The sequence below is a fragment of the Fulvivirga sp. M361 genome (genome assembly GCF_007097395.1).
In the GTDB taxonomy this organism is placed as follows: Bacteria; Bacteroidota; Bacteroidia; order Cytophagales; family Cyclobacteriaceae; genus Fulvivirga.
Map to the genome: position 1 here is coordinate 23,146 of NZ_VKDC01000030.1, position 14,175 is coordinate 37,320.

Sequence of the window (14,175 nt, forward strand, 5' to 3'; positions counted from 1 at the left end):
TTACAATGAGCGATCAAACGTTATTAAATAAGGAACTAACAGGCTGGAAAGGTATTTCATCAATGTTCAGGAATCTGTTTCATTCTTTATCCCTTATCACTACGTCAGGTGTACGGCACCATCAAACGGATCAGCCGGTTATGTACTCTCGCAGTAAAACCGGTACAGCGGGCTTCACTCTTATTACCATTCTTGTCTTTAGTTTCCTATCTGTTTCGGTCCGGGCTCAGATACCCGTCATTAGAAATGTCCAGCCCATCAATGGGTACCCTGGTCAGGTAATTAATATACAGGGCGAAAACCTAACCGGGGCTACTGAAATACGCTTTGGCGGGGTTTTGGGTAATGTGATCTCACGTTCCGATCAATTGATAGAAGTAGAAGTACCCATCGGTGCTACTTTTGAGTACATTTCCGTCATAAACACTGCCAATCATTTAGGAAGTAGATCAAAGATACCTTATGCCATGAGTTTTGGAGGCACTCCTGGACTGACCCCCGCAGATTTTGACAGTGAAGAGAAGTTATCAGCAAGGGCCGGGCTATTGGATATATGTATGTGTGACCTGAACGGCGATGGAAAAAATGACCTGGTAGCTGCCAATTCAAATGATAACAGCGCTTCTCTCTTTTTAAACAACAGTACACCGGGAAACCTAAGCTTCACCACTAGCCCGATTGTATTAGGCGCACCCACTTCCAGTGTAACATGTGGTGATTTAAACGGTGACCGGCTTCCTGAATTGATCTTTTCCGAAAATGCTGACGGACAAAGGTTATTTATTCTGAATAACACTACTACTTTACCCGCCGGCATGCCATCTTTCTCGTCTGCCAATATTATTGTAACAGACAACGCTACAAACCGGTCCGAAATTCATGATTTGGATGGGGATGGTAAGCCGGAAATTGTGATTTCAGACTCGGCCTCCCCTAAGGTTTCTATTATAAAAAATAATAGTTCCGGAGGTAATCTTTCATGGGCAAGCACACCTATAAATATCAATCTCCCGACAGGTTCTGACAATGCGGCTAGTATTCAAATTGCCGACTTAAACAATGACGAGCGTGCTGATATCATCGTAAATCAGGTTAGAACTACAAACGGGGATATATTTGTAAGCCTTAATCAAAGCTCCCCGGGAAATATAAATTTCGCTCCTTTTTCACCTCTCAATGTTTCTGGCACACCCATTATTATTAAAATTGCCGATCTTAACAGAGACCAGAAACCAGACCTGGTTTTTACTCAGTCATTAGAAAACTCTCTCTCTATATTGATAAATCAAACCGCTTCAGGTAGTCGTGTTACGTTTGCGGCACCAATTGTAATGAACACTGATAGCCGCCCGTTTGGACTGGATATAGCAGATTTTGACGGTGATGGATTGGAAGACCTGATAGTAGGAACATCAGATATATTTAGGGTTCCTAAATCAGTAAATGTGTTAAGAAATACCAGCTCAGGCTCTACGGTTAGCTTCTCCACCATTAGCATAGGTGTTGAAGTGGCAAATCAAAATGTAAGAGCTGGTGATCTCGACAATGATGGAAGACCTGATATAGCTTTCAACAGAACTGATAATATTGTTTCCATACTCCGAAATACAAAGTGCCTGGTACCTGTTATTGATCCCGATGAAACCGTTAATATCTGCTCAGGTAATACTAAACGGCTAAATACGCAAAAATTGAATGGCGCCACTTACCAATGGGAAATAAATAATATAGCTGCGGGTACAAATGACCCTTTTATCGATATTACCGTCTCATCCGGAGATTATACGGTAACTATATCGGATGCCACAGGTTGTTCAGAGACTTCTTCACCGGTATCGGTCACTGTGGGTGCTTCACCCATAGGATATGTCTCGCCAAACTTTACCTCACCTACTGCACCTGTATGCATCGGCGACAGTGTGATATTCAAAATGAATAGTGGCGCTTACAGCTATGAATGGCGAGGCCCAAATAACTTTACTTCGACAGGCCAGCAAGTAACCGTATCTGACTTTAGGTTTATTAACAGCGGAGTGTATGAAGTAGATGTTATTGATGGTGGTTGTACAGTGGAAACCCTCAACCTGACCGTTGAAACGTTACCGTCTCCTGAATTTAATATTGTGCCATCCGCAACCACTCCCATCTGTGAAAATCAAACGGTCATGCTTACTGTTTCCCCTAATGCCACAGGCTTTACCTTCGATTGGTTTGACTCGAATGATACTCCTGTACAGCCCAATAGCAGCTCATTCACGCCGACCGTAAGTGGTGCCTACCGGGTAAGGGCCACGGATACTTCGAATCCGACCTGCCCTTCCATTGATTCCGCTCCACAAAGAGTAGATATTCTTACATTACCCCAGGCTAATTTTGATTCACCGGCATCTTCTTGTGTAAACAGTGTAATCACCTTTCAAAACACTTCTGTCGTTGATGCTGCCGGCACCGCAAGGTACCAATGGGATTTCGGAGATGGTAAGGTTTCGACTCAGGCTGACCCGGTGCATGCTTATGTAGCGCAAGGTTCCTATACCGTCACATTAACCGTTTCATACGAAGGGGTAACTTGTGAAGATACAGAGACTGCTTCCATCACTATTCAGCCAGGCATTGACGTGCAATTAACTGCTCAGCCGGAAGCCATTTGCGAAGGAGAAGCTTCTGAGATCACCACAACCGAAAGCTTTCAAACGTTTGAGTGGAATTCCGGAGAGTCGACCTCATCTTTATCAGTCAATGCTCCCGGAACATACAGTGTGACTGTGACAAATGCCAGTGGGTGTTCCGGTTCCGGACAAATAACAATTAACGCATTTCCTCAACCGATAGTGGAAGTGACTTCAGATGTTACCAATGTCGCACCAGGAGAACCGGTACAGCTCAATGCCTCTGGCCTAGTAACTTACTCATGGTCTCCGGCAGAGTTACTGGACGACCCTACCATTGCGAACCCTATCGCAGCACTGGAAGTACCTACATTGTTTGAAGTCATTGGTGAAGACATTAATGGATGCCCAGGGTCAGGTAGCATACAAATATTAACGGAAGGCGATCTTATCGGAGAGCTACTGGATCCGAAAAATTTTTTCTCACCAAATACGGAAGACAATATCAATGCGACATGGACCATAGACAGAATACTCGACTTCCCTCAATGCGAGGTTACCATTTATGACCAAACGGGCAATGTGCTCTTTAAAGCCCAGCCCTACCTTAACGATTGGGATGGGACAAGCCTGGGGCAACAGCTTCCTACAGGGGTCTATTATTTTACCATCAACTGCGGAGGAGACGAACTGGCCAAAGCGGGTAGCATTACTTTGCTACGTTGAGATGGTCACTTAAACAAGATTGTTATGATTTATTCCTATTACAGAACTCCCAAACCTTTCAAAACAGTGTTATTTGCACATTTTTCTTACAAGGCTAGTTACCATCACCCACAGCCCTATATTCATATGAGTGGTGAATATGCCGCATGTTGTGATTGTTTTTCAGGTAATGAATTAATTTTTTGAGATATGAAAAAGCTATGTTCTACTTTCTTTTTTTTCTTAATGGCCCTCTTTGCCTATGCCCAGGAGACGCAATGCGGAAATGGCATAGACGATGATGGTGATGGCTTTATTGATTGTTTTGACGGTGATTGTAGAGAAAGTGCCGATTGTGAAGGTTTCTATGTAGGTAATGATGTTGAGTGTCAGGCGACGCCCAACCAATTCCCCGCCTTTTCAATGACACTTGACTTTGCGACACCTGACAGTACTGCCGACCATATCGGTCGTATGGCCATAGGTGACCTGGACAGAGACGGGATACCTGATATTGTCACACAAAGTAAATATGCCGACAAATTGTTCATATTAGATGGTGCATCAGGAAACATAAAGAGCACTACAACGATAGATGGTCAAATTCGCCCTTCTTGGAGAGTAGCCATAGGGAATATTGATGATGACAATTGTGGCGAGGTTTTTAGTGTAGAAGAATTTTTCGAATTTAGAAACGACGGAACTATTAGAGTTACAGATTACAGGATCTCAGCATATGACTGTAATCTTAACAAACTTTGGTCCTCTGATGAGGTGGATGGAGAAAGAATGGAACGGGATCCTGTACATATGGGACTGGCAGACTTCAACCGTGACGGAAGAGTAGAATTATATTATAAGGATGAAGTACGTGACGCAAGGACAGGTACTCTCATTATAAAAAGTCCGGATGACGGTAAATGGAATGCAATAAACGGAGGACCAGTCGCAGTTGACATCAGAGGAGGTGCAGATCTTGAACTGGTATCAGGAGGTACTATCTTCAATGTCAATTTAGGAAACGGAAGCGCCGGATCGGGATCATTAACTTCAGTAGCAAAAATGCCAACGCTACCGGGTGGCAAAGAATATCGGGTAAAGCGTAAGGAATCTTCCACCAGTATCGCTGACTACAATCAAGACGGTTTTTTAGATGTAATCACTACGGGAAAAGACTCTGAAAATATTACTACAGTCTTTTTCTGGGATGTTGAAAACAATGCGCTAAAAATGTTTAACGACCCTATTCCCAAGGTGTCCCCTTCAACGTTAAAGTGTTCAGGTCTTTCTGTAAACGAGAATGACTATGCACTAGGCTGGAAAAACGGAACAGGGCGTCTGAACATTGGCGACCTGGATGGTGATGGTCAATTAAATGTATCTTTTGTATCCGGTAGGTTCTTGTACGCGCTGGATGAAAATTTCAATCAGAAATGGCGCGCAGACGTGAATGAAGAAACCTCAGGGTTTACAGGTTGTACCCTGTTTGACTTCAATGCAGATGGTAAAACAGAGGTTGTGTATCGCGATGAACAATGGCTATACATTATCAACGGAACCGACGGCACCGTATTCACTCAAAAACAATGTATATCACGAACAAGTGTGGATTATCCGATTGTAGCCGATGTTGACGCAGATGGTTCAACAGAAATATGTGTGTTATGTGGTACGATTGATGCCGTTTCGGGTGATAAGAAGAATTTTTGTGATCTGGAATTCAGCGCACAAGCTCAAGTAAGGATCTATAAATCTGATAGTGAACCATGGGTGCCGGCCAGAAGGCTTTGGAACCAACATGGTTACTTTAACGCCAACGTAAATGATGACTTATCCATTCCGGTGAATTTACAAAAACACCACTTGGTATGGTCTACAGGATCATGTACTCAAGGCCCTAACCGTCCTTTGAATAACTTTCTGAACCAGTCTCCTTTTCTTGATTCTCAGGGATGCCCGGTGTATGTTTCTCCTGACTTATCGTTTGTTCAAAACTCCCTTTCAATAGATCAACCGCTGTGTCCTGAACGTGACTTCAACGTTTCCTTCCGGATTACCAACCAGGGTGATGCTGCTCTTTCCGGAGATGTTCCTGTCTCTTTTTATAACGGAGATCCCTTTCAAGCAGGAGCGACCTACCTGGAAACCGAAGTATTTAACTTCAATAACTTTAGTATGGGGGACACGCTTGATGTAAATAACATCACGGTGACAGGCCCCGGATCTGCCTTCACTTTATTTATAGTATTGAATGACAATGGTTCTACCATACCTACACCGGTCTCATTACCCAATACTGAATTTCTGGAATGTGAATACAATGATAATGTAATTCAAGGTCTTGTAGGCCCTGATCCATTCCCGGTAACAGCCGTAGGCACAGACGATGTACGTTGCGGTACTTCTGCGCCGCCCAATGGCTCGGCAAGAGCTTTCAGGTTGGTAGGAAGTGCCGAAGAGACAGCAGATTATATTTTTAACTGGTATGACGGTACAGTGGTATCCGGAGCACCGGATTTCCAGGGCGCTATTTACACCGGGCTGGATTCAGGGACTTATTCTGTTTTCGCTACACATGTCTCAGCTCTATGTAGTTCGGATACCGTGCAGGTTGTTGTTGGCAGAACGAATAAGCCCATAAACGTGACCATAAATATTACTAATAACACTAATTGCAAAAATCCAAATGGAACGTTAACTGCTGTGGTAAATGGTGGTGAACCTTCAACTAACTTTGATTTTAAATGGTTCCAATTTGGTTCTTCTGATATATTAAGTATAGATCCTGAACTTACAGGCCTGTCAGAAGGAGTCAATTATGTAGTGGAAGTTACTGAGAAATCAACAGGATGTAGTTTTAGTCAATCAGATGATGTCAATGATGATTTACCCCCATTTTCTATAGATGTCCAAGTGACAAATATATCGTGTTCAACAGATCCTTTGGGTGCTGTTTCAGTAGAAGTAACTGGTGTAGGAATTGTTGGTCATACTTTTGAATGGTATATTGGCAATACAGTAACAGCTACCCCGGATTTTGTGGGTAATGTAAGAAATAACCTGGCTGCCGGACCGTACACCGTAGTAGCCACCAATAATGCTACAGGATGTACTTCTAACCCGGAAACAGTTACCATAGAACGAACGGTTCCTCCGGCAATCTCATCATTGGTTGGAACACCTATGACATCCTGTGATGCGGGCTTACCCAATGGTACGGCAACCGTTAATTTCACAGGGGCTACCAACGTGACCATTGAGTGGTTTGAAGGACAAAACACGAATGCCGCTAACCTACTGGCCAGTAATACAAACAATACTACAGCTACAGGTCTTGCCCAAGGTACGTATACTGTAAAAGTAACAGATACCGATACAGGGTGTGATATAACAGATGACGTACTGATCCTACCCAATGTGGTAACACCTACACTATCTCTGAATAAAACAGATGTTACCAGCTGTGCTCCATTCAACGGATCAATTACTGCATCCGTAACACCGGGTAATATCTCCGACTATACTTTCTCATATTATGATGGTTCTTCGGTGAAGAGTTCACCCGACTATGCGGAAACAGGGAATGTCTTAAATGGCCTTGTGGCAGGTACATATACCGTAGTTGCTTTTAACAATACCACAAATTGTGTCTCTCAAACAGCTTCTATCATCATCACTGCTCCTGTGATCAACATTTCACTGGACGGAAGTGCATCTTCTTTTCCTTCCGATTGTAGCGCCAATAGTGGGGTTTTGACTGTTAACATCATCCCTAATACGGCTAGTTATGACATAAGTTGGTATGACGGTGTAGTAGATCCTGCTACCTCAACTGCATTTTTTAATCAAACCGGGGTTAATTCATCCACGGCTTCCAACCTGACAGCGGGTAATTACACTGTTCTGGCAGTAAATACGGTGACCGGGTGTGAAGAAGTAGGTATTTTCAATTTACCACTGGCAAACCGTCATGAATTAGCTTTGGTAAATGCATCTCCTGCCACCACATGTTTAAACAACAATGGGGACGTAACCGTAAGGCTTACACCAACTACTCTGGCAGGTTTTAACCAGGATAATTATAGCATCGAGTTATATGAAGGGACATCGGTTAGTGGTTCTCCCAGACTAACAATACCTGGAAGTGCAGGTACACCAAACGGAGGCACACCTGCCACTTTCAACTACGAGTTTACTGGCCTGGATAGCGGCACATATGTAATTACCGCTATTCCTGACAACCTTAGTATTACGTCATGTGAGAATCCTGTGATACTGGCCACTATAGAATTTGATGTACAATTTCCCATTGTTGAAGCCACTACAATTGACGCGAATACGAATTGCCTTGGTACAGCCGCCAACGGTTTGATAGAAATAGCAGTTAATTCCGGAGCAAGACCTCTGAGCGACTTCAATATCAATTGGTTTACCGGAGAAGATACTTCTACTCCTCTATCCGCATCAAATGTAAGTGGAGCGAATAATGAACAAGCTATTAACCTGGAACCAGGGTTCTACACTGTTTCTGTGGAAGATATCGTTGCCAGTCCGGCTGGTTTCACGGGTTGTAGTACCACACGTACGTTCCAGATCCGGGATAACACCCCTGTTATCAGTGTAGCAGCAGCAGACCTTGCGGTGACACCTTTTTCCAGGTGTGACATAAACACCGGAGCGGCAGTGATTAATAATGTAAATGAGAATGGAACACCGGGCAATCTTGCCAGTTATACGTTTGAATGGTTCGATGCAAGCAATAATATATTGCCAACCGCAGCTGCACCCAATACGTCAAATGCCATTAATGACCTAACGCCAGGTAATTATTTTGTAAGAGCTTTTAATACGGTTAATTCATGTATTACCACGTTGATACAATTTGAAATAGAGGATGAAACGATCAATGACCCTTCCATAAGCCTTATCTCTTCTCAAAACCCTACCATTTGTCGTCAGGACGATGATGGAGATAACACGGACAATGATAATTTACTGGGCTTTTTAGAAGTTCAGGTGATTGGTAACAGCACCACCGGTTATACTATTATCTGGAGAGAAGATAACAGCATTGGCAGTATAGTTACAGGTGTAGGTGCCAGTAACGAACGTATTGAAAATTTAACTTTTTCTGGCCCAACCAAACAATATCATGTGTCAGTAACTAACAATGATTCACAATGTACGGTTGAAGGGTTGTTCACACTGCAATTAGAACAAGCGCCCATTTTCACGCGTTTATCTGCCACACCAGTTACGAACTGTGAGACACCTAATGGAAGTGTGTTTGCCACGGTATCTTCAGGCGGAAGCAACGCATATTCTTATGATTGGACCAATGTGACCACAAGTAGCGGTATTGGGTCCGGAAAGCTGATTTCAGGCCTTGATGCTGGCGAATACAGCGTGGTAATTGTTGATCCTAATAATCCTGCTGAATGTAGAGCAGTAGAATCAATAAATATAGAATTACAGCAAACGCCTCCGAATCTAATGGTCGAGGAAGTTGCTCCAATTACTGTTTGTGATATTTCGCTGGCAAATGGGGTAGCCAGAGCTTCCGTTGATGGCAGTTTCATTGGACATACGTTCGAGTGGTATGTGGGCTCTACCGTATCGGGTGCACCTGCTTATGTGGGAACAGAGTTTACAGGATTAGAAGCACAAACTTATACAGTAGTGGCTACCAACGATATTGACCGTTGTTCTACTACAGCTCAGATCACCATCGGGGAAGATATACCCCAGGTATTTGACCCTACGATAGAAATCATATCGCATGTTACCAGTTGTGAATTTGATAATGGCGTATTGTCCGTTTCCGTAAATGGTGAAACCAGTAATTATATATTCGATTGGTTTAATGGTCAACAGGCCACAGGAACTCCTGACTTTACCGGTGAGATCTATAGCAACCTTTCTGTTGGACCCTACACGGTCATAGCTACTGACAGGACTACAGGGTGCGTATCTAACCCTGTTACCGAGGTGATCATTGAAGATAAGGATTTCCCTGAGTTTGAGTTTATCATACAAAATGCAAGTTGTTCACAATCCAATGGTTTCGCATCACTGTCTATTACCAACGATGTGGTAGTAGACAGTATCGCATGGGAAACTCCTGATGGAGGAGTAGTTGTAGGTCCGAACCTGACGGAAGTTCCTGCAGGAGAGTATACAGTAAACGTATGGACTACATTAGGTTGTTTCGTATCAGAGGATTTTACTATCCTTTCAGAGATCAACCCTTACAATGGAGTTTCCAGAAATGGTGATGGCCTGAACGATATTTTCCTTATAGAGTGTATCGAAGATTTTCCTAATAATGTTGTGAAAATTTTCAATAGAGCCGGTACATTAGTATATGAGGATAAAGGATATGATAACTCGTCGGTATTTTTTGATGGTGTTTCTAACAAAGGAATGCGCATCACCGGCACTAATCTTCCGGACGGCACCTATTTTTATGTAATAGATAAAGGTGATGAATCTGAACCTCTGGCAGGATACATGGAAATAGTCAATTAATTTTTTAAACTTCCTAAGAATGCGATACATTCTAACTTGCGTTGTCTTAGTTATTGGTTTTTCAAATGTAAGGGCACAGCAAAACCCTGTTTACTCACAGTATTTGTTTAATGGCCTGGCTCTAAACCCTGCATATGCAGGCAGCCATGTCCAGATGAGCTTGACAACTCAATACAGGAATCAGTGGGTGAATTTTGATGGAGCCCCTCGAACGTTCTCTATTTCAGGACACACATCATTATTGAAGGAGAGAATGGGTCTTGGCGCAATGATAACTAATGACGAGATCGGGAGTTACAGAAATCAAAGCATATTCGGAAGTTATGCATATATTCTAAAAACACCGGCCGGCAAGCTCTCCCTGGGCTTGCAGGCCGGTTTTAATATGGTATCTGCTGATTTTAGCGACCTCAACCTTTTTTCTCAAGGAGATGCCTCTTTTGGAGGCCTTGACAATAAGTTTCGTCCTAATTTTGGCGCAGGAGCTTACTTTCATAATAAGCACTTCTTTGCAGGGTTCTCCGTACCCTTTTTATTGAACAATTCTCTTTCCACTGATGGGATAGAAAGTGCATTAGGAGAAATCCGGGAAGCCAGGTACTATTATCTTTATGGCGGGTTTTTACTTCCATTAAACCGTACAAGACAAGTAGTTTTTAATCCAGCTCTTCTTCTTCGGGCACAAGAAGGTTCACCCTTAAGTCTTGACGTCAACGCAGCGCTTATATTCTATGAAGTTTTCAGTATAGGAGCATCTTATAGAAACATTGACGCTGTTATTACATATCTTGACCTTAAACTATCGGATCAATTACACTTTGGGTATTCTTACGATTGGACTACTTCTGACATTGCACAGTTTTCCAACGGAACACATGAATTTACGTTAAATTATCGCTTCAGAATACGGCAAATACATGGAAATGCCGAATGCCCCAGTTACTTCCAGTATGAATAAAGAAGGTGATCGCATAGATCATACCTTCCCTTGGTGAGTGATATTCACTATCTCATTTGATGCATATCGTTCTCACCAATCGTAAACCATCGGTTTATTCGTGGAAGACCACTATATTCCAATGTAGTTTCTCCAAGTGAACTTAACCTAAGGTAATCACGGGCATTAATACGTACGTGACTCTCTCCTATTATGCCCACTTTAGTGCGGTCCGTCAGAAGATCAGTATTCTTCACCACATTATCTCCTATGCCTTTGATTACTTGTCTTTTCACAATACCTTCTTTGATTTTCAGGTTATGTGTACCATACATCACTACTTTCAGTCTGTCTGCTTTTAACGAGTTTAACCTGATGTCAGATTCTCCGTAAGCTTTGATTTTTAGTTTGTCGGTAATTAAACCCTTTTCAGAATAGATCCGCTCTTCACCTCGCGACTCGATCTTTTTCAGGTCTCGTACCGTTACCACAGCTGTTACACTGGCGCGTTCATAAACATTTACACGTTGGTAGTATGAACCCGTTTGTTCTTTTCTCCTTTGTGGCAAATATTTGGACTTATCAAGGTAAACCTTAAGGGTTTTTCCAACTATCTTAATATTTATGTCATCCTCTTCAACGTTACGGTATTTGACCTCCACACTTTCCGTTTCTCCCTGTGTGAATTCAAGGTTGATCATTGGTCCCACAGAGATCTTATTGAAATATTCCACCTCTTCCAGTTTTATGGACTTTTGTTGACCATATACTATTGGTGATAAAAGGGACGTGGCAAGTAATAATGTCAGGAGTTTCATACTAATTAAATGTTGAGTTTTTGCAATCTTTTAATAAAAGATGAATTTTATATAAAAAGGTTGCTCTTGAACGAGATATATATTTGACAAACTATGAATAACTGCCCCTCAAGCAACTATCTTCACATCATTCATATCTCAAACTATCCACAGGATTCTTACTTATTACCTTGAATATTTCCAGGCTGATCATTAGCAAACTAAACAAGGCAAAAAGTATCCATATACTCGTATACATCCAGGGCGACTGCTCAATACGATAGACAAACCTGGATAACCAGCCTTCCATCATAAGATAGGTAAGTGGTAAAGCCACAGCTGATGAAAGGATCAAGATAAGAGCATAGTCACGGGTGAAAAGCTTTACCATACTCAAACCACTTGCTCCAAGCACCTTTCGTATGCCTATCTCTTTAGTACGGTAGGTCAAATTTTGGAGTGTTACGCCAAACAAACCAATGAGCACAACTCCTAAGGCAAAAAAGGCCGCTGCTGTCAGGGCTTGTTTAAATTGGCGTTCTGAGCTATACAACCGGGTGAGCTCATCTTCCATATACCAGTATTCAAAAGGTACTTCCGGCAATGTTTCATTCCATTTGGCTTGTAGGTTTTGGAGCACCTCTGAACCCATTCCAGCCTCCACCTTAAAGCTAAAAGAGCGGTATAACTGCGGATCTGCCATATGTGTAAAAACCTGGCTTTCAATAGCACGGTGTAAAGATCCAAAATTAAAGTCTTTGACCACTCCCACCACCTGGTGGTCAATAGGGTCCTGCCCTTCTGTATTACGTCCACGAATCATTCTGCCGATGGGTGAAATGTCACCAAAAAGTTGTTTTGCCGCAGTTTCATTGAGTACCACTTTGATCTTTTCCGCAGTGCCGTCGCCGTATTCGATGAACCGTCCTTCCACCAACTCCATCTCAAAAGTTTCAAGATAATGTTCATCACAGGAAATAACACTTAACGTGTAATAGTTTTCCTGATGACTATCTACTCTTTTAAAGTCAAATGTAGAGCCATATCGACCGTTAGGCACTTCAAAAGAAACGGTTACGGAGGTTACACCTTCTACATTCGCCATTTCATTTCTCACGGCCATAACGCGTTTTATTCCATCCGGACTCCACCAGCGTGGTACAGAGTTTACCACAATCACATCACTGGCATCATAACCCAAGTCTTTATTCAAAAAATAGTCCATTTGGTCCGCTACTATTGCGCTGGCGGTAATGAAAAATAATGCCAATATAAATTGAACAGTCAGTAAGGCTTCTTTTAAACTAAGCCTTCTTTTGTGAAGTACCGTTCTACCTTTCAACGACTGCAAAATGGGTTTACGCGCCAATACAAAGGATGGATAAAGCCCGCCTGCGATACCTATAAATAAGGCTATCACACCAAAATACGCGTAAATTAAATGTGTACTAACATTGCTGAATAAAAAAGGTTTATTGACAAGTGATGCGTAAGCAGGTAAAAATATCTGTACCACTCCCATAGCCAGTAAAGAAGAAATCATGGTCAATAAAACCGACTCGATCAAAAACTGTCTTATGAGCTGTAGCTTTATACCTCCCAGCACTTTTCGGACACCAATTTCACGCATCCTTTTGTGTGCCATGCCTAATGAAATGTTAACAAAATTGATCAATGCCATTACCATGATAAAGGTAGCTGCAGCACTAATAACCCAAAGCATTTTACTTTTAGCGCCATTGTTTTGGGTCAAATTATATGTACTCATGGAAGTAAGCTTAGGAATTATGTTATTGGCCATGTAGGGAGGAGCATGAGCTTTTATAAGTTCATTCATTGGCCCGGTTAAATCAGTCGGCTTAATTCCCGGACCTAAGACGATGCGCGTTTGGACGATATCTATATTCCATTGATTCCACATATCGACAGGTCCGTAATAGGCTACGTTCTCTCCATTGATATAGATATCTGTACGACTGTTAAGATTATCTGTAATAGAGTTTTCAGGAATATCTTCAATTACCCCGCTTATAACAAAGGCCTTTTTACCAACAGGATCGTAATTCGCATTCTCTGTTTCCAGAACCAGGGTCTCACCAATAACATCTGATCTACCAAAAAACCTGAGCGCCACTTCCTTTTGGATCACAGCAGAATTTATATCATTTAACGCGGTAGCCGGGTCACCATGAAGCAGGGGTATACCAAAAGGTTCAAGAAATGCTCCATCAATCACTTGCAGGTCCAGACGAAAGCTTTTACCTTCTTCAGTGGAAACATTACACCCTCTGGCATGCACTGTAAAATAATCTGTCACCAAATGTGGATAGTTTTCTGTCAGGGCCTTACCCAAAGGTGCAAGCGTTACTATTTCCAAACCCGTCCCCCCCTCTTTCCAATCCGACTCTATCATATATTGTCTGTCAACATTTTTAAGCCATCGATTTGCCAAAAGCTCGTCCATGACAAACAGTGTTATCAAATAACAGGCGGTTAACCCCACAGCCAGCCCGAAGATGTTAATGATTGAAAATAATTTCTGTCTTAAAAGACCCCTCCAGGCTATTTTCATGTAGCTCCTTATCATGACTGATATTTT

General features: G+C 42.3%; 5 protein-coding genes. 3 read left to right on the forward strand and 2 right to left on the reverse strand.

What is annotated here, in order from left to right:
- Positions 1 to 5 precede the first annotated feature (5 nt).
- From FNH22_RS24240 to FNH22_RS24250, 3 genes are all read left to right on the forward strand, one after another.
- A complete protein-coding gene (locus FNH22_RS24240; RefSeq protein WP_143401076.1) occupies positions 6 to 3,335 on the forward strand; it encodes an FG-GAP-like repeat-containing protein in 3,330 nt (1,109 codons plus the stop codon).
- Positions 3,336 to 3,524: 189 nt separating this feature from the next.
- The gene (locus FNH22_RS24245) at positions 3,525 to 9,842 is read left to right on the forward strand and encodes a gliding motility-associated C-terminal domain-containing protein (RefSeq protein WP_143401078.1); all 6,318 of its coding nucleotides are present in this window, start codon (positions 3,525 to 3,527) and stop codon (positions 9,840 to 9,842) included.
- A gap of 19 nt (positions 9,843 to 9,861) precedes the next feature.
- On the forward strand, positions 9,862 to 10,800 hold the full coding sequence (locus FNH22_RS24250; protein ID WP_143401080.1) for a type IX secretion system membrane protein PorP/SprF: 939 nt from the start codon (positions 9,862 to 9,864) through the stop codon (positions 10,798 to 10,800).
- 47 nt (positions 10,801 to 10,847) lie between these two features.
- Here the strand turns inward: FNH22_RS24250 and FNH22_RS24255 are convergent, their stop codons facing one another.
- Positions 10,848 to 11,597: a GIN domain-containing protein gene (locus FNH22_RS24255; RefSeq protein WP_143401082.1), complete on the reverse strand. Its 750-nt coding sequence runs from the start codon at positions 11,595 to 11,597 to the stop codon at positions 10,848 to 10,850.
- Positions 11,598 to 11,724: 127 nt separating this feature from the next.
- Positions 11,725 to 14,163, reverse strand: a complete 2,439-nt coding sequence (locus FNH22_RS24260; RefSeq protein WP_143401084.1) for an ABC transporter permease — start codon at positions 14,161 to 14,163, stop codon at positions 11,725 to 11,727.
- Positions 14,164 to 14,175: the final 12 nt, after the last annotated feature.

Excerpts from the sequence above, each read along its gene's own strand:
- FNH22_RS24255 (WP_143401082.1), bottom strand. The coding sequence starts at position 11,597 with ATGAAACTCCTGACATTATTACTTGCCACGTCCCTTTTATCACCAATA.
- FNH22_RS24260 (WP_143401084.1), bottom strand. The coding sequence starts at position 14,163 with ATGATAAGGAGCTACATGAAAATAGCCTGGAGGGGTCTTTTAAGACAG.
- FNH22_RS24245 (WP_143401078.1), top strand. The coding sequence starts at position 3,525 with ATGAAAAAGCTATGTTCTACTTTCTTTTTTTTCTTAATGGCCCTCTTT.
- FNH22_RS24240 (WP_143401076.1), top strand. The coding sequence starts at position 6 with ATGAGCGATCAAACGTTATTAAATAAGGAACTAACAGGCTGGAAAGGT.
- FNH22_RS24250 (WP_143401080.1), top strand. The coding sequence starts at position 9,862 with ATGCGATACATTCTAACTTGCGTTGTCTTAGTTATTGGTTTTTCAAAT.